Source organism: Pseudomonas putida W15Oct28, assembly GCF_000708715.2.
Classification (GTDB): domain Bacteria; phylum Pseudomonadota; class Gammaproteobacteria; order Pseudomonadales; family Pseudomonadaceae; genus Aquipseudomonas; species Aquipseudomonas putida_R.
On record NZ_JENB01000077.1, the window covers coordinates 1 to 15,614 of the forward strand.

General features: G+C 63.8%; 19 protein-coding genes. 10 read left to right on the plus strand and 9 right to left on the minus strand.

The genetic code is table 11. The features are described 5' to 3' along the window. Positions 1-229: 229 nt before the first annotated feature. Entirely contained in the window at positions 230-1,228 is a 999-nt protein-coding gene (locus AK81_RS27165; RefSeq protein ID WP_043204304.1) for a type IV pilus twitching motility protein PilT, read from the minus strand. 65 nt (positions 1,229-1,293) lie between these two features. On the opposite strand from AK81_RS27165, the gene AK81_RS27170 reads away from it, so the two are divergent. From AK81_RS27170 to AK81_RS27210, 9 genes are all read left to right on the plus strand, one after another. Next, positions 1,294-1,980, plus strand: coding sequence for a YggS family pyridoxal phosphate-dependent enzyme (locus AK81_RS27170; protein WP_043204306.1), 687 nt, complete (start codon positions 1,294-1,296; stop codon positions 1,978-1,980). Positions 1,981-2,018: 38 nt separating this feature from the next. Beyond that, positions 2,019-2,837 (plus strand): pyrroline-5-carboxylate reductase, encoded by an 819-nt coding sequence (proC, locus tag AK81_RS27175; protein ID WP_043204308.1) that lies wholly within the window; start codon positions 2,019-2,021, stop codon positions 2,835-2,837. Between the two features lie 10 nt (positions 2,838-2,847). Further along, positions 2,848-3,438: a YggT family protein gene (locus AK81_RS27180; RefSeq protein ID WP_016502058.1), complete on the plus strand. Its 591-nt coding sequence runs from the start codon at positions 2,848-2,850 to the stop codon at positions 3,436-3,438. An 88-nt stretch (positions 3,439-3,526) separates the two neighbouring features. Continuing rightward, positions 3,527-4,666, plus strand: coding sequence for a homoserine O-succinyltransferase MetX (gene metX / locus AK81_RS27185; protein WP_016502059.1), 1,140 nt, complete (start codon positions 3,527-3,529; stop codon positions 4,664-4,666). Between the two features lie 7 nt (positions 4,667-4,673). Then, positions 4,674-5,294: a methionine biosynthesis protein MetW gene (gene metW, locus AK81_RS27190; RefSeq protein ID WP_003249106.1), complete on the plus strand. Its 621-nt coding sequence runs from the start codon at positions 4,674-4,676 to the stop codon at positions 5,292-5,294. Positions 5,295-5,316: 22 nt separating this feature from the next. Beyond that, a complete protein-coding gene (locus AK81_RS27195) occupies positions 5,317-5,751 on the plus strand; it encodes a DUF4426 domain-containing protein (protein ID WP_043204310.1) in 435 nt (144 codons plus the stop codon). Next, entirely contained in the window at positions 5,748-6,344 is a 597-nt protein-coding gene (rdgB, locus tag AK81_RS27200) for an RdgB/HAM1 family non-canonical purine NTP pyrophosphatase (RefSeq protein WP_043204312.1), read from the plus strand. Before AK81_RS27195 ends, rdgB begins: the two co-directional genes overlap by 4 nt. Then, a complete protein-coding gene (hemW, locus tag AK81_RS27205) occupies positions 6,341-7,516 on the plus strand; it encodes a radical SAM family heme chaperone HemW (RefSeq protein WP_043204313.1) in 1,176 nt (391 codons plus the stop codon). The genes rdgB and hemW overlap by 4 nt, the downstream gene beginning before the upstream one ends. Positions 7,517-7,525: 9 nt before the next feature. Next, positions 7,526-7,852 (plus strand): DUF3392 family protein, encoded by a 327-nt coding sequence (locus tag AK81_RS27210; protein ID WP_043204315.1) that lies wholly within the window; start codon positions 7,526-7,528, stop codon positions 7,850-7,852. Positions 7,853-8,472: 620 nt separating this feature from the next. Here the strand turns inward: AK81_RS27210 and trmB are convergent. The 4 genes from trmB to AK81_RS27230 all read right to left on the minus strand — a co-directional run bounded on the left by trmB (position 8,473) and on the right by AK81_RS27230 (position 10,746). Beyond that, positions 8,473-9,195, minus strand: a complete 723-nt coding sequence (trmB, locus tag AK81_RS27215) for a tRNA (guanosine(46)-N7)-methyltransferase TrmB (protein ID WP_004575478.1) — start codon at positions 9,193-9,195, stop codon at positions 8,473-8,475. A 9-nt stretch (positions 9,196-9,204) separates the two neighbouring features. Next, entirely contained in the window at positions 9,205-10,017 is an 813-nt protein-coding gene (locus AK81_RS27220; protein WP_003249091.1) for a thiazole synthase, read from the minus strand. Positions 10,018-10,071: 54 nt separating this feature from the next. Further along, a complete protein-coding gene (thiS, locus tag AK81_RS27225; RefSeq protein WP_033692437.1) occupies positions 10,072-10,272 on the minus strand; it encodes a sulfur carrier protein ThiS in 201 nt (66 codons plus the stop codon). Between the two features lie 102 nt (positions 10,273-10,374). Next, a complete protein-coding gene (locus tag AK81_RS27230; protein ID WP_043204316.1) occupies positions 10,375-10,746 on the minus strand; it encodes a DUF423 domain-containing protein in 372 nt (123 codons plus the stop codon). A gap of 64 nt (positions 10,747-10,810) precedes the next feature. Here AK81_RS27230 and mtgA point away from each other — a divergent pair, with 64 nt between their 5' ends. Then, positions 10,811-11,521, plus strand: coding sequence for a monofunctional biosynthetic peptidoglycan transglycosylase (gene mtgA, locus AK81_RS27235; RefSeq protein ID WP_043204317.1), 711 nt, complete (start codon positions 10,811-10,813; stop codon positions 11,519-11,521). A 177-nt stretch (positions 11,522-11,698) separates the two neighbouring features. Here mtgA and rpoH read toward each other — a convergent pair whose 3' ends face one another. The 4 genes from rpoH to ftsY all read right to left on the minus strand — a co-directional run. Then, on the minus strand, positions 11,699-12,553 hold the full coding sequence (rpoH, locus tag AK81_RS27240) for an RNA polymerase sigma factor RpoH (protein ID WP_016502070.1): 855 nt from the start codon (positions 12,551-12,553) through the stop codon (positions 11,699-11,701). A gap of 111 nt (positions 12,554-12,664) precedes the next feature. After that, positions 12,665-13,690, minus strand: coding sequence for a permease-like cell division protein FtsX (ftsX, locus tag AK81_RS27245; protein ID WP_043204318.1), 1,026 nt, complete (start codon positions 13,688-13,690; stop codon positions 12,665-12,667). Continuing rightward, positions 13,687-14,358: a cell division ATP-binding protein FtsE gene (gene ftsE / locus AK81_RS27250; RefSeq protein WP_012274659.1), complete on the minus strand. Its 672-nt coding sequence runs from the start codon at positions 14,356-14,358 to the stop codon at positions 13,687-13,689. Before ftsE ends, ftsX begins: the two co-directional genes overlap by 4 nt. A gap of 2 nt (positions 14,359-14,360) precedes the next feature. Beyond that, positions 14,361-15,614: signal recognition particle-docking protein FtsY (gene ftsY / locus AK81_RS27255; RefSeq protein ID WP_043204319.1), on the minus strand; the 1,254-nt coding region annotated here is incomplete at its 5' end.

The following is a 15,614-nucleotide window of genomic DNA, read 5'->3' on the forward strand; positions in this document are numbered from 1 at the left end:
GCCGATCAATCTGACTCGTTGATCCATGGGGGACTCTTGATTCCAGGGCATGATCAGATACCTCCTGATCATGCGTATTAGCCTGTAAACCATGTCCCCGGTTTGGAATGTAAACGATGTCTCCGGTTTGTACCGCGGGCAAGCCCGCTCCTACAGGGACCCCACAGCCTTCCAGGGCTGCGCCGTACCTGTGGGAGCGGGCTCGCCCGCGAAAGGGCCGGTGCAAGCCCTACAAATCTCTGATCAACCCCTTCCCCTTCAACCCCCGCATCGCCCCCTCCATCGTCCGCATCCCTTGCGCACCACCCGCCTGCATCACCGAACACAACTGCGCCATCCGCCCCTCCCGAACCAGGTTACGCACCGCCGGCGTCGCCACCAGCACTTCCCGCGCCGCCACCCGCCCGCCGCCCACGCGCCTGACCAGCACCTGCGCCACCACAAGGCGCAACGACTCGGCCAACATCGTTCGCACCAACGGCTTTTCTTCGGCAGCAAACACCTCCACCAACCGGTCAATGCTGCTGGCCGCCGAACGCGTATGCACGGTCGCCAGCACCAGGTGCCCGGTCTCGGCCGCGCGCAAGGCCAGGCGAACGGTTTCCAGGTCGCGTAACTCCCCGATCATGATCACATCCGGGTCTTGGCGCAGCGCGCTGCGCAGCCCCTGGGCGAAGCCGCCGCTATGGCGGCCAATCTCACGCTGGTTGACCAGGCTGCGCTGGCTGCTGTGGATAACTTCGACCGGGTCTTCGAGGGTGATGATGTGCAGCGCCCGTTCGCGGTTCAGCTGGTCGAGCAACGTCGCCAGGGTGCTGGACTTACCACTGCCGGTAGGCCCGCCTACCAGGATCAGGCCATCCGTGCATTGCGCAACAGCTTGATACACATCCCCCAGGTCGAGCTCATCCAGCGTGGCGATCCGCCCCGGGATCAGCCGGAAGGTAGCCCCAGGGCCGTTCAGCTGGCGAAACAGGTTCAGCCGAAAGCGGCCAAGCGCGGGCAACTCCAGCGCCAGGTCCAGTTCATCGCCCTGGGCCCACTGCCGCCGTTGCTGCTCAGCCAGCAAGGGCGCCATGCCTTCGGCAAGGTCTGCCGGCAGCAGAGCCGGCAAATTCATGCGCTGCAAGCCACCCTCCAGGCGCAGCATCGGGATCTGGCCCGCCGCCAGGTGCAGGTCCGAAGCCCCCGCATCCACGGCCCGGGCCAACAGGTCGGTCACATCCATGAGACTCCCCAAAGGCCTTCAAGTAGGTAGAATGCCGCAGACCCTACAGCCGCCGGCATCCGTCCATGTCCACCCTAGCAGACAACCTTTCCGCTATTTCCGCCCGTATCGCCAGCGCTGCCCAGGCTGCCGGGCGTGATCCGGCCAGCGTGCAGTTGCTGGCCGTGAGCAAGACCAAGCCCGCCAGCGCCATTCGCGAAATCCACGCCGCTGGCGTGCGCGATGTCGGGGAAAATTACCTACAGGAAGCGCTGACAAAGCAGCAGGCGCTAAGCGACCTGCCCTTGATCTGGCACTTCATCGGCCCCATTCAGTCGAACAAGACCAAAGCCATCGCCGAGCATTTCGACTGGGTGCATTCCGTGGACCGCCTGAAAATTGCCCAACGCCTGTCCGAGCAGCGCCCTGCCGGCCTGGCGCCACTGAACCTCTGCCTGCAAGTGAACGTGAGTGGCGAAGACAGCAAGTCTGGCTGCGCCCCCGCCGACCTTCCGGCCTTGGCCAAGGCCGTGGCCGGGCTGCCCAACCTGCGCTTGCGCGGGCTGATGGCAATTCCCGAGCCCACCGACGACCGCGCCGCCCAAGAGGCTGCCTTCGCCCGTTTGCGCCAGTTGCAGGAAAGCCTGGGCCTTGGCCTGGACACCCTGTCCATGGGCATGAGCCACGACCTGGAAGCAGCTATCGCACAGGGTGCGACATGGGTACGCATCGGCACCGCCCTGTTCGGTGCCCGCGACTACGGCCACAGCTGACTCCATGCTTTACTCACTCTTCCCCACAAGGACCTGACATGAGCAAGACACGTATTGCCTTTATCGGCGCCGGCAACATGGCCGCCAGCCTGATCGGTGGTTTGCGTGCCCAGGGCCTGGACGCCTCGCAGATCCGCGCCAGCGACCCGGGCGCCGAGACCCGCACCCGCATCCAGGCCGAGCACGGCATCGAAACGTTCGAGGACAACGCCCAGGCCATCGACGGCGCCGACGTCATCGTGCTGGCGGTCAAGCCGCAGGTCATGAAAGCCGTGTGCCAGGCACTGCAACCCAACCTGCAGGATGGCCAGCTGATCGTATCCATCGCCGCCGGCATCACCTGCGCCAGCCTGCAAAGCTGGGTGGGCGCTCGCCCGGTGGTGCGTTGCATGCCCAATACCCCTGCGCTGCTGCGCCAGGGTGTAAGCGGCCTGTACGCCACCGCCGAAGTGTCCGACGCGCAGCGCCAGCAGGCCGAACAACTGCTGTCGGCCGTGGGCACTGCCCTGTGGCTGGAGCAGGAACAACAACTGGACGCCGTGACCGCGGTGTCCGGCAGCGGCCCTGCGTACTTCTTCCTGCTGATCGAGGCCATGACCGCAGCAGGCGAAAAACTCGGCCTGCCACGTGAAACCGCTTCCCAGCTGACCTTGCAGACCGCCCTTGGCGCTGCCCGTATGGCGGTTGCCAGCGATGTCGATGCCGCCGAACTGCGCCGCCGCGTCACCTCGCCCGCCGGCACCACGGAAGCGGCGATCAAATCGTTCCAGGCCAGCGGCTTCGAAGCCATCGTCGAGCAGGCGCTGCAGGCCGCGGCCACGCGCTCCGCGGAGCTGGCCGAACAACTGGGCAAATAAGGAGCTTTAGATGAATGCACTGTCCGGCGCCGCGATCTTCGTGGTGCAAACCCTGGTCAGCCTTTACCTGGTGATCGTTCTGCTGCGTTTTGTCCTGCAACTGGTCAAAGCCAACTTCTATAACCCGCTGTGCCAGTTTGCAGTGCGTGCCACGCAGCCGCTGCTCAAGCCGATCCGCCGGATCATCCCCAGCATCGGCGGGCTGGACACCTCGTCCCTGCTGCTGGCGGTCATCATCCAGGCCCTGCTGATGGGCTTCGTGCTGATGGTCACCTACGGCACCTTTGGTGACGTCCTGCACCTGCTGATGTGGGCGATCATCGGCATCACCTCGCTGTTCCTGAAGATTTTCTGGGTGGCGATGATTGTCATGGTGATCGTGTCCTGGGTTGCCCCCAACAGCCACAACCCGGCCGCCGAGCTGGCCTACCAGATCAGCGAGCCGGTGCTGGCACCGTTCCGCCGCCTCGTGCCCAACCTGGGCGGCATGGACATCTCGCCGATCTTCGCCTTCCTGGCGATCCAGGTGATCCAGTCGTTCGTCATGCCCCCGCTGGCCGCCTACGCAGGCATGCCACAAGAACTGTGGCGCATGATCTGACCCTGGTTGCTACCAGCGGCAAGCCTTTGCTTGCCGCTGGGGGTAGCGCTCTTTAGACTTACGCCTCCGTCAAGCGTGAGCAGGGTCGATGTCCACTGTCTTTCCCGAAGATTCCGTCGGTCTGGTAGTACCGCAAACCGCCCGGTTCGATGAACCGCTGGCACTGGCTTGTGGCCGCTCCCTGGCCAGTTACGAGCTGGTCTACGAGACCTATGGCACCCTGAACGCCAGCGCGAGCAACGCCGTGCTGATCTGCCATGCCCTGTCCGGCCACCACCATGCCGCCGGCTACCATGCCGCCACCGACCGCAAACCGGGCTGGTGGGACAGCTGCATCGGCCCTGGCAAGCCGATCGACACCAACCGTTTCTTCGTGGTCAGCCTGAACAACCTCGGCGGCTGCAACGGCAGCACCGGCCCCAGCAGCGTCAACCCGGCCACCGGCAAGCCGTACGGCGCCGACTTTCCGGTACTGACCGTAGAGGACTGGGTGCACAGCCAGGTGCGCCTGGGCGAGCGCCTGGGCATCCAGCAATGGGCCGCTGTCGTCGGCGGCAGCCTGGGCGGCATGCAGGCACTGCAATGGACCATCAGCTACCCGGAGCGTGTGCGCCATTGCGTCGACATCGCCTCGGCACCCAAGCTGTCGGCACAGAACATCGCCTTCAACGAGGTGGCCCGCCAGGCCATCCTCACCGACCCCGAATTCCACGGCGGTTCGTTCCAGGACCAGGGCGTTATTCCCAAGCGCGGCCTGATGCTGGCGCGCATGGTCGGCCATATCACCTACCTGTCCGACGACTCGATGGGTGAAAAATTCGGCCGTGAGCTGAAAAGCGACAAGCTCAACTACGACTTCCACAGCGTCGAGTTCCAGGTCGAAAGCTACCTGCGCTACCAGGGCGAGGAGTTTTCTGGCCGTTTCGACGCCAACACCTACCTGCTGATGACCAAGGCGCTGGACTACTTCGACCCGGCCGCAGCCCAGGGCGGCGACCTGGCCGCCACCCTGGCCCACGTCAAGGCGCAATACTGCATCATGTCGTTCACCACCGACTGGCGCTTCTCGCCGGCCCGTTCGCGCGAGATCGTCGACGCGCTGATGGCTGCGCGCAAGAACGTCTGCTACCTGGAGATCGAATCGCCTTACGGGCACGATGCCTTCCTGATCCCCACACCTCGCTACATGCAGGGTTTCTCGAACTACATGAACCGCATTGCCATCTGAGGACAGCATGAGAGCCGATCTGGAAATCATCCACGACTGGATCCCCGCCGGTAGCCGGGTACTCGACCTGGGCTGCGGCAGCGGCGAACTGCTGGCCTCGCTGCGTGACCGCAAGCAGGTCACCGGCTATGGCCTGGAGATCGACGCCGACAACATCGCCGCCTGCGTGGCCAAGGGCGTCAACGTCATCGAGCAGGACCTGGACAAGGGCCTGGGCAACTTCGCCAGCAACAGCTTCGACGTAGTGATCATGACCCAGGCCCTGCAGGCCGTGGAGTACCCCGACCGCATCCTCGACGAAATGCTGCGCGTGGGCCGCCAGTGCATCATCACCTTCCCCAACTTCGGCCACTGGCGCTGCCGCTGGTACCTGGCGACCAAAGGCCGCATGCCGGTATCGGACTTCATGCCGTATACCTGGTACAACACGCCGAACATCCACTTCTGCACCTTCGCCGACTTCGAAGAGCTGGTGCACGAACGCAGGGCCAAGGTACTCGACCGCCTGGCCGTCGACCACTTGCACCGCAACGGGTGGGGTGGCCGGCTATGGCCTAATCTTCTAGGTGAGATCGGCATCTATCGCGTCAGCAGCCCGGGCCTGCAAGAGCACCAGCTCGCTGTCTGACGCCCACCGGAGGAATTGCCCCATGCGTCGCCTAGCCCTGTTCCTGATCAGCCTGTGCCTGGCATTGCCGGTACTGGCTGCCGATGCCGCCCGGCCCGAGCGCAAGGAAGTGTTTGGCGACGTGACGGTGCATTACAGCGCATTCACTTCGAGCATGCTCACACCTGAGGTGGCCGCGGCCACCGGGCTTGTGCGCAGCAAGAACCAGGGCGTGCTCAACGTTGCCGTGCTCAAGGCCGACAAGCCTGCCATGGCGGTGGTCAGCGGCACGGTCAAGGACCTGACCGGGCGCAGCAGCCCGCTGTCGTTCAAGCAGATAACCGAACAGGGCGCGGTGTACTACATCGCCCAGTTCAAGATCGACCAGCCAGAAACCGTCACCTTCGACCTGAACATCGAAACCGGCGGCATCAGCAACTCCCTCAGCTTCAACCAGGAAGTTTTCCCAGGCGAATGATGAATTTCCAGCAACTCGTATTGGCCAGCCATAACGCCGGCAAACTCAAGGAACTCCAGGCCATGCTCGGCCAGTCCGTGCAGCTGCGCTCGATTGGCGAGTTCAGCCAGGTCGAGCCGGAAGAAACCGGCCTGTCGTTCGTCGAGAACGCCATCCTCAAGGCACGCAACGCCGCGCGTATTTCCGGCCTGCCGGCCTTGGCCGACGATTCTGGCCTGGCCGTGGACTTTCTCGGTGGTGCGCCGGGCATCTACTCGGCGCGCTATGCCGACGGCAAGGGTGACGCGGCGAACAACGCCAAGCTGCTCGAGGCCCTGAAAGGCGTGCCCGAGGCGGAGCGCGGCGCGCAGTTCGTCTGCGTCCTGGCGCTGGTGCGCCATGCCGACGACCCGTTGCCGATCCTGTGCGAAGGCCTGTGGCACGGCAGCATCCTGTTCGAGGCCAGCGGCGACCACGGCTTTGGCTATGACCCGCTGTTCTGGGTACCGGAGCGCAACTGCTCCAGCGCCGACCTGGCCCCGACAGACAAGAACCAGCTCAGCCACCGCGCCCGTGCCATGGCCCTGCTGCGCCAACGTCTGGGCCTGACATGATCGAAATGCTGTCCTCCCCCGGCGCGGCGGCCTTTACCAGCCTGCCGCCGCTGGCGCTGTACATCCACATCCCGTGGTGCGTACGCAAATGCCCTTACTGCGACTTCAACTCCCACGCTGCCGGGCCTGAACTGCCGGAAGACGCCTACGTCACGGCCCTGCTGGACGACCTCGACCAGGAGCTGGCCGCCGTACAGGGTCGCCCGATCAGTTCGATCTTCTTTGGTGGCGGTACGCCCAGCCTGTTCAGTGCCAACGCCCTGGGCCGGCTGCTGCGCGGCGTGGAACAACGCATCCCGTTCGCGCCAGACATCGAAATCACCCTGGAGGCCAACCCGGGTACCTTCGAGCAGGACAAGTTCAAGGCCTACCGGCAAACCGGCATCAACCGCCTGTCCATCGGCGTACAGAGCTTCCAGCCAGCCAAGCTGGAGGCGTTGGGGCGCATCCACAATGGCGACGAAGCGGTCCGTGCTGCCGGCATGGCGCGTGCCGCCGGCTTCGACAACTTCAACATGGACCTGATGCACGGCCTGCCCGACCAGTCGCTGGATGACGCGCTGGGCGACCTGCGCCAGGCCATCGACCTGGGGCCGACGCACCTGTCGTGGTACCAACTGACCGTGGAACCCAACACGGTGTTCTGGAACCAGCCGCCAGAGCTGCCCGAGGACGACATCCTCTGGGACATCCAGGAGGCCGGCCAGGCACTGATGGCCGAGCACGGGTTCCGCCAGTACGAGGTCTCGGCCTATGCCCAGGCGGAGCGCGCCGCGCGGCACAACCTCAACTACTGGCGCTTTGGCGACTTCATCGGCATTGGTGCCGGTGCCCACGGCAAGCTGACCTTCGCCGACGGGCGCATCCTGCGCACCTGGAAAACCCGCCTGCCCAAGGACTACCTGAACCTGGCCAAGCCGTTCAAGGCCGGCGAGAAGCTGCTGCCGGTCGACGAACTGCCGTTCGAATTCCTGATGAACGCCCTGCGCCTGACCGATGGCGTGGAAGCCGAACTGTTCACCCAGCGCACCGGCTTGCCGCTGGCACAGCTGCGCGAGGCACGCCGCGCCGCCGAACAAAAGGGCCTTTTACAGGTCGAACCGGATCGACTGGTAGCCACGCCAAGGGGCCAGTTGTTCCTCAATGACCTGCTGCAGTATTTCTTGACCTAAGGATGACCCATGGATCTGGTACTTGATCTGCTCGCGACGGTTTCCCGCTGGAGCCGCGGCAACCTGTCGGAGATTTCACTGGCCTTGGTAGGCTGCCTGCTGGTGCTGTTCGGCAGCGATGTCAAAGCCTGGGCCGAACAACGCCTCGGTGGCCTGGTGGGTGCACTGCGGGTGCCGTTCATGGCCCTGATGGTGATGATCGGCAGCGGTGCGGCGCTGATCTACGCCACGCCGTGGGTGGTGAAGGGGCTGGCGCAGTTCAACAACTATGCACTGGCACCGGTGTTGCTGGTGGTGCTGGTGTTGATTGGTGTGGTGGCTGATCGCAGGGGTTGATTCCACTTGGGCAGGGCCTATGTGGGAGCAACTGTCTTGCTCAACATCTAAAAGATTGCGTGATTTTTGTGGGAGCGGGCATGCCCGCGAACACCGGCAAAGCCGGTGCCATCTACCGCGTCGCCTGCTTCGCGGGCACGCCCGCTCCCACAGATATGCCTTGGCCTCCGTGTTGGCGGGCCAATCTTCCAGCATCTAACCGGCACTTCGATGCCTTCGAAAACCAGGTGAAGGTTTTCAGTGAAGTGGCCAGGTCAATGGCCCTTCGATAAACATTTGCCGGCACGGTTCTCAAGCCGTGTCGAAGGGGCCGGAAAGCAGAATTCTTCTCCTACCCGGCCCATCACTGAATCCATCCACAAGGGAGCCACGCGATGATACGTGGAGCAGACTCCCAAAGCTGTTAACAGCTCCGACACACATGATGCCGCATGTTTCCATGCATTGACGCGCTTTCGCGGGCTACCTATGATCGTTCTACCAGGTGAGGGTTTTCAGTGAAGTCTCAGAGCGAAGGATACTCAGTCCTGTTGCTCACAAAAAAACCGCTCTTCTCAGAGCGGTTTTTTTTCGCCTGCATATCTGCAAGAACCAGCGTATCGAAAGGCCAGATCAGCCGATCAATCCACCTTCTCGAACTTCAAGTCCCACACCCCATGCCCCAGCCGCTCGCCGCGGCGTTCGAACTTGGTGATCGGGCGCTCTTCCGGGCGTGGCACGTAGGTGCCGTCGGCCGCACGGTTGCGATAGCCCGGGGCGGCGCTCATCACTTCCAGCATGTACTCGGCATACGGCTCCCAGTCGGTGGCCATGTGGAACACGCCACCGGGCTTGAGCTTGCGCCGTACCAGCTCGGCAAACTCCAGCTGGACGATGCGGCGCTTGTGGTGACGCGCCTTGTGCCAAGGGTCCGGGAAGAACAGCATCAGGCGGTCGAGGCTGTTGTCCGCCACGCAGCGGTTCAGCACTTCGATGGCATCGCAGTCGTACACCCGCAGGTTCTTCAGGCCCTGGGTCAGTACGCCGTTGAGCAGCGCGCCGACACCTGGGCGGTGTACTTCCACACCGATGAAGTCCTGTTCAGGCGCGGCCGCCGCCATTTCCAGCAGGGAATGGCCCATGCCGAAGCCGATCTCCAGGGTGCGCGGCGCCGAACGGCCGAACACCTGGTCGTAGTCCACCGGGCTGTCGGCCAGCGGCAGGATGTACAGCGGGCCGCCCTGGTCCAGGCCGCGTTGCTGGCCTTCGGTCATGCGCCCGGCGCGCATCACGAAGCTCTTGATGCGGCGGTGTGGGCGGGCTTCGCCGTCGGGGGTGATCGGCGTATCGTGCGATTCAGTCATCAGGAGCTCTTACTTGATCAGACCATCCAGCGGCGAAGAGGCGCTGGCATAGAGTTTCTTCGGCATACGGCCGGCCAGGTAGGCCATGCGACCGGCGACGATGGCGTGCTTCATGGCTTCGGCCATCAGCACCGGCTGCTGGGCGTGGGCGATGGCCGAGTTCATCAGCACTGCCTCGCAGCCCATTTCCATGGCGATGGTGGCGTCGGAAGCAGTACCCACGCCGGCATCGACCAGCACCGGCACCTTGGATTCTTCCAGAATGATCTGCAGGTTGTAGGGGTTGCAGATACCCAGGCCGGTGCCAATCAGGCCAGCCAGCGGCATCACCGCGATGCAGCCGACTTCGGCCAGCTGACGGGCGATGATCGGGTCGTCGCTGGTGTACACCATCACGTCGAAACCTTCCTTGACCAGCACTTCGGCGGCCTTGAGGGTTTCGATCACGTTGGGGAACAGGGTTTTCTGATCGGCCAGCACTTCCAGCTTCACCAGCGTGCGGGATTCGTGCGACTTGCGCCCGTCCAGCAGTTCGCGGGCCAGACGGCAGGTGCGTACCGCTTCCACTGCGTCAAAGCAGCCTGCGGTGTTCGGCAGGATGGTGTACTTGTCGGGCGACAGGACGTCGAGCAGGTTCGGCTCGCCCGCATTCTGGCCAAGGTTGGTGCGGCGCACGGCGACGGTGACGATTTCGGCACCCGAGGCCTCGGTGGCCAGGCGGGTTTCTTCCATGTCACGGTACTTGCCGGTGCCGACCAGCAGGCGCGACTGGAAAGTACGCCCGGCCAGGGTGAAGGGCTTGTCGCTACGAACGTTGCTCATCGTTGTTCCTCGGGAAAAGGTTGCTGGGCTTGCTTGTGAACCGCCGGGCTGCTGTCAGCCGCCACCGATGGCGTGGACCACTTCGACCTGGTCGCCGTCGTTCAGCAGCGTGCTGTCGTGCTGGCTACGCGGCACGATATCCAGGTTCAGTTCCACTGCCACACGGCGCCCGGTCAGTTCCAGGCGCGTCAGCAGGGCTGCAACGCTTTCGCCAGCAGGCAGTTCGTAAGGTTCACCGTTCAGTTGAATGCGCATGCGCACGGCCACCATTGTTCTTTGGGGCCCGCATTCTAGCGCCGAACCCACCTGCAACCCAAGGCCGGTGCACGCCATTAGTCGCGATTGTGGACCACCCGGTCAGCCCAGCCGCCAGGCTGCCAGGCCCAGGCACAGCCAGCCGGCCAGGAAGCACAGGCCGCCAATCGGCGTAATGATGCCCAGCTTGCCCAGCCCGCTGAGGGTCAACAGGTACAGGCTGCCGGAGAACAGCACGATGCCTACGGCAAACAGGCCGCCAGCCCAGCCGACCAGGCGCCCGGGCAGGTGCGCCGAGAGCACGGCGACACCGAAGATCGCCAGGGCATGCACCAGCTGGTAGGTCACGCCCGTGTGGAAGATCGCCAGGTAGTCTGCCGTCAGACGGTTTTTCAGGCCGTGGGCGGCGAAGGCACCCAGGGCGACCCCGGTAAAGCCGAAAAAGGCGGCAAGCATCAGGAAGCTGCGAAGCATGGGACGACTCCTTGTATCGGGTCTGTATAATGGCCCCTTCCACCCGTACGGCCAAGCCATCGCCATGCTGCCAACCCTTCTCCGTCGCCTTTCCCGTGCCCTGCTATGGTTCGCTGCCGGCAGCATCGTGCTGGTACTGGTGTTCCGCTGGGTGCCACCACCCGGCACGGCCCTGATGGTCGAGCGCAAGGTGCAGTCCTGGGTGAGTGGCGAGCCGATCGACCTGCAGCGCGACTGGGAGCCGTGGGAGAACATCTCCGATGAGCTGAAGGTTGCCGTCATCGCGGGCGAGGACCAGAAGTTCGCCAGCCACTGGGGGTTCGACATCCCGGCTATCCAGGCGGCGCTGGCCTACAACGAGCGCGGCGGCAATGTTCGCGGTGCCAGCACCCTGACCCAGCAAGTGGCCAAGAACCTGTTCCTGTGGTCCGGGCGCAGCTGGTTCCGTAAAGGGCTGGAGGCCTGGTTCACGGCCCTGATCGAGCTGTTCTGGTCCAAGGAGCGGATTCTTGAGGTTTACCTGAACAGTGCCGAATGGGGCAAAGGTGTATTTGGCGCCCAGGCGGCAGCGCGCTATCACTTTGGCGTTGATGCCAGCCGGCTCAGCCGCCAGCAGGCGGCGCAGCTGGCGGCAGTGCTGCCTAGCCCGATCAAGTGGAGTGCCAGCCGGCCGAGTGCCTATGTGGCTAGCCGGGCCGGGTGGATTCGCCGGCAGATGAGCCAGTTGGGCGGGCCCAGCTACCTGATGCAGCTCGACTCATCCAGAAAGCTATGAAGACTGTGCCGGCCTCTTCGCGGGTAAACCCGCTCCCACAGGTTCAGCGCGGTCCTTGAGGCTTGCACAGCACCTGTGGGAGCGGGTTTACCCGCGAAGAGGCCGGTACTGCAAACGCAAATAAAAAAGCCGCTGACCCCATCAGGGCCAGCGGCTTTTCAATGCAGCCAGGCTCGATCAGATCGCGATCAGTGCCTTGACCTTGTTCATCGCATTTTTCTCCAGCTGGCGAATCCGCTCAGCCGATACGCTGTACTTGTCAGCCAGCTCATGCAGCGTGGCCTTCTCTTCCGCCAACCAGCGCTGATAGAGGATATCGCGGCTACGCTCGTCCAGCCCTTGCAGTGCTTCGTGCAGGTTGCTGGTGGAGTTATCGCTCCAGTCGGCATCCTCCAACTGCACCGCCGGGTCGTAACGGTGGTCTTCCAGATAATGCGCAGGCGACTGGAAGGCGCTGTCGTCGTCAGCTTCCGCTGCCGGGTCGAAGGCCATGTCCTGGCCACTCAGGCGGCTTTCCATCTCACGCACTTCTCGCGGCTCGACGCCAAGGCTTTCTGCCACGCGATGCACTTCGTCGTTGTTCAACCACGCCAAGCGCTTCTTCTGGCTACGCAGGTTGAAGAACAGCTTGCGCTGGGCCTTGGTGGTGGCCACCTTGACGATGCGCCAGTTGCGCAGGATGAACTCGTGGATCTCTGCCTTGATCCAGTGCACGGCGAACGACACCAGGCGCACGCCCATTTCCGGGTTGAAGCGCTTGACGGCTTTCATCAAGCCGACGTTGCCTTCCTGGATCAGGTCAGCCTGGGCCAGCCCGTAGCCTGCATAGCTACGGGCGATATGTACGACGAAACGCAGGTGGGCCATCACCATTTGACGAGCGGCCTCGACATCCTGCTCATAATAGAGACGCTCGCCCAGATCACGCTCCTGCTCGACCGTCAGCAGCGGGATGCTGTTGACCGTGTGCACATAGGCTTCCAGGTTTGCACCGGGTACCAGGGCATAGGCAGGTTGCAACGATGTGGTCATTCAAGAACCTCCGACTTACCAAACTCGCGCCTTGTGGGCGCTGCCAACATTGACCTGGAACGACGGTACAAGTTCCGTAGTGAAGAAAATGTCAATGCTGGCACGTAAAAACTATCGCGGCGCCAGCTCGTTCAGATGACGAGCGACGGCAATCCATGCACCGATATACCCCAACAGCACCGCTCCGATCAAGAGCGACAGACCATCGGACGCCGGCACCCCGCCCAGGGCGAAGTCACTGCCGTACAGCCCGGAAAGCCCTACAACCGCGTCGTTGAGCCAGTTCAGGCCAAACGCCAGGATACCCCACGCCAGCAGGCCCGCACCCAGGCCATACAGGGCGCCCATGTACAGGAAAGGCCGGCGCACGTAGGCGTCAGTGCCGCCTACCAGCTTGATCACTTCGATCTCGATGCGGCGGTTTTCAATGTGTAGACGAATTGTGTTACCGATTACTAACAGCAGGGCGGAAATCAGCATCACCGCCAGGCCGAAGACAAAGCGGTCACCCAGTTTGAGGATGGCCGCCAGGCGCTCGACCCATACCAGGTCCAGCTGCGCCACTTCCACCCGCGGCAGCTCCGACAGGCGCTGACGCAAGGCATCCAGGGCCGGCTTGTCGACCTCGGTCGGGGTCACCACCACCACGCCAGGCAGCGGGTTGTCGGGCAGTTCGCGCAGCGCCTCGCCCAGCCCGGACTGCTGCTGGAATTCTTCCAGCGCCTGTTCGCGGCTGACAAATTGCGCGTCGGCCACCCCAGGCATGCCCTTGATCTCGTCGCGCAGTGCCTCGCCATCGCGGCTGCCGGCATCAAGCTTGAGGTACAGCGAAATCTGCGCAGCGCGCTGCCACGAGCCGCCAAGCTGCTCGACGTTCTTCAGCAGCAACGACAGGCCCATGGGCATGCTCAGCGCCACCGCCATCACCAGGCAGGTGAAAAAGCTGCCGATCGGCTGTTTGCCCAGGCGACGCAGGCTGTCGGCCATGCTGGCACGGTGGCTTTCCAGCCAGGCATGCAGCAGTGTGCGGAAATCCGGGCCGTCATCGTCCTCGCCGCGCTTTTTCTTCTCCGGTTGCGGGTCGGCCGGCTTTGGCGCAACCCGCTCGGAAACCTTCGGCGTACGTAAAGTGCTCATTGCCCGGCCTCCCCATCGCCGATCAAGCGACCGCGCTGCAAGGTCAGCATGCGGTGGCGCATGCGCGCAATCAGTGCCAGGTCGTGGCTGGCGATCAATACCGTGGTGCCCAGGCGGTTGATGTCCTCGAACACGCCCATGATCTCTGCTGCCAGGCGCGGGTCGAGGTTACCGGTGGGTTCGTCGGCCAGCAGCAGGGCCGGCTGGTGCACGATGGCGCGGGCGATACCCACCCGCTGCTGCTGCCCGGTGGACAGGTCGGCCGGGAACAGTTCACCTTTGTCGGACAGCGATACACGCTCCAGGGCCGAATCCACACGTTTGGCGATCTCGGCCTTGGACAAGCCGAGAATCTGCAGTGGCAAGGCGATGTTGTTGAACACGGTGCGGTCGAACAACAGCTGGTGGTTCTGGAACACCACGCCGATCTGCCGACGCAGGAACGGGATCTGCGCATTGCTGATCTGGCCCAGGTCCTGCCCGGCCAACATGAGCTTGCCGCTGGTCGGGCGTTCCATGGCCAGCAACAGGCGCAGCAAGGTGCTCTTGCCGGCGCCCGAATGGCCGGTGACGAACAGGAATTCGCCCCGGCGCGCCCGGAAACTCAGCTCATGCAAACCCACATGACCATTGGGATAGCGCTTGGCAACCTGTTCGAATCGGATCATGGTCAGTCTCGCTCGGCGAAGAGAGCCTTGACGAACGGCTCGGCTTCGAAGGTACGCAGGTCGTCGATGCCTTCACCCACACCGATGAAGCGGATCGGGATGTTGAACTGCTTGGCCAGGGCGAAGATCACCCCGCCCTTGGCGGTGCCGTCCAGCTTGGTCAGGGCCAGGCCGGTCAGTTCGACGCTCTGGTTGAAGTACTTGGCCTGGCTGATGGCGTTCTGGCCGGTGCCGGCATCGAGTACCAGCAGCACCTCGTGTGGCGCATCGGCGTCGAGCTTGCCGATGACCCGACGGACCTTCTTCAGCTCTTCCATCAAGTTGTCTTTGGTGTGCAGGCGGCCGGCAGTGTCGGCGATCAGCACGTCGGCGCCACGGGCCTTGGCGGCCTGCACGGCGTCGAAGATCACCGACGCAGAGTCGGCACCGGTGTGCTGGGCAATCACCGGAATCTGGTTACGCTCGCCCCACACCTGCAGCTGCTCGACCGCGGCGGCACGGAAGGTGTCACCGGCAGCCAGCATGACTTTCTTGCCTTCCAACTGCAGTTTCTTGGCCAGCTTGCCGATGGTGGTGGTCTTGCCGGCGCCGTTCACGCCAACCACCAGAATCACATAGGGTTTGCTCTGCGACTGCACTTTCAGCGGCTGCTCGACCGGGCGCAGCAGCGCGGCCAGTTCTTCCTGCAGCGACTTGTAAAGCGCGTCGGCGTCGGCCAGCTGCTTGCGTGCGACCTTTTGGGTCAGGTTCTGGACGATCGCCGAGGTGGCTTCCACACCGACGTCGGCGGTCAGCAGACGCGTCTCGATTTCGTCGAGCAGGTCGTCGTCGATGACCTTCTTGCCGAGGAACAGGCTGGCCATGCCCTCGCCGATACTGGCGCTGGTTTTCGACAGGCCCTGCTTGAGGCGGGCGAAGAAGCCGGGTTTGGCTTGTTCGGTAACGGTTGCGGCGGCTGCGGGAGCTGGCTCGGGTTCTGGCTGCACGGGCGCTGCCACCGGGCGCTCGGGGATCGCTGGCGGGGCCATTGGCTCCAGGTCAGGGACGAGAGCTACGGGCTCCTCGGCAACGGGCAGGACCAGGTTGCTGACCGGGGGTTCGACGACTTGAGCGGCTGCTACTGCTACTGGTGCAGGGGATTCGACCCGCGGGGCGGCAGGCTGCGCATTCGCGGGCACGCCCGCTCCCACAGGGGCCGGGGCAGGCTGAAGGGTCGGGGCAACCTCTGGAGCGGGTGCAGGCTCGGGGGCCGGGGC

Excerpts from the sequence above, each read along its gene's own strand:
- ftsE (WP_012274659.1), bottom strand. The coding sequence starts at position 14,358 with ATGATCCGATTCGAACAGGTTGCCAAGCGCTATCCCAATGGTCATGTG.
- AK81_RS27210 (WP_043204315.1), top strand. The coding sequence starts at position 7,526 with ATGGATCTGGTACTTGATCTGCTCGCGACGGTTTCCCGCTGGAGCCGC.
- AK81_RS27230 (WP_043204316.1), bottom strand. The coding sequence starts at position 10,746 with ATGCTTCGCAGCTTCCTGATGCTTGCCGCCTTTTTCGGCTTTACCGGG.
- mtgA (WP_043204317.1), top strand. The coding sequence starts at position 10,811 with ATGCTGCCAACCCTTCTCCGTCGCCTTTCCCGTGCCCTGCTATGGTTC.
- AK81_RS27195 (WP_043204310.1), top strand. The coding sequence starts at position 5,317 with ATGCGTCGCCTAGCCCTGTTCCTGATCAGCCTGTGCCTGGCATTGCCG.
- proC (WP_043204308.1), top strand. The coding sequence starts at position 2,019 with ATGAGCAAGACACGTATTGCCTTTATCGGCGCCGGCAACATGGCCGCC.
- AK81_RS27170 (WP_043204306.1), top strand. The coding sequence starts at position 1,294 with ATGTCCACCCTAGCAGACAACCTTTCCGCTATTTCCGCCCGTATCGCC.
- metW (WP_003249106.1), top strand. The coding sequence starts at position 4,674 with ATGAGAGCCGATCTGGAAATCATCCACGACTGGATCCCCGCCGGTAGC.
- rdgB (WP_043204312.1), top strand. The coding sequence starts at position 5,748 with ATGATGAATTTCCAGCAACTCGTATTGGCCAGCCATAACGCCGGCAAA.
- ftsX (WP_043204318.1), bottom strand. The coding sequence starts at position 13,690 with ATGAGCACTTTACGTACGCCGAAGGTTTCCGAGCGGGTTGCGCCAAAG.
- AK81_RS27180 (WP_016502058.1), top strand. The coding sequence starts at position 2,848 with ATGAATGCACTGTCCGGCGCCGCGATCTTCGTGGTGCAAACCCTGGTC.
- rpoH (WP_016502070.1), bottom strand. The coding sequence starts at position 12,553 with ATGACCACATCGTTGCAACCTGCCTATGCCCTGGTACCCGGTGCAAAC.
- thiS (WP_033692437.1), bottom strand. The coding sequence starts at position 10,272 with ATGCGCATTCAACTGAACGGTGAACCTTACGAACTGCCTGCTGGCGAA.
- metX (WP_016502059.1), top strand. The coding sequence starts at position 3,527 with ATGTCCACTGTCTTTCCCGAAGATTCCGTCGGTCTGGTAGTACCGCAA.
- AK81_RS27220 (WP_003249091.1), bottom strand. The coding sequence starts at position 10,017 with ATGAGCAACGTTCGTAGCGACAAGCCCTTCACCCTGGCCGGGCGTACT.
- hemW (WP_043204313.1), top strand. The coding sequence starts at position 6,341 with ATGATCGAAATGCTGTCCTCCCCCGGCGCGGCGGCCTTTACCAGCCTG.
- trmB (WP_004575478.1), bottom strand. The coding sequence starts at position 9,195 with ATGACTGAATCGCACGATACGCCGATCACCCCCGACGGCGAAGCCCGC.
- AK81_RS27165 (WP_043204304.1), bottom strand. The coding sequence starts at position 1,228 with ATGGATGTGACCGACCTGTTGGCCCGGGCCGTGGATGCGGGGGCTTCG.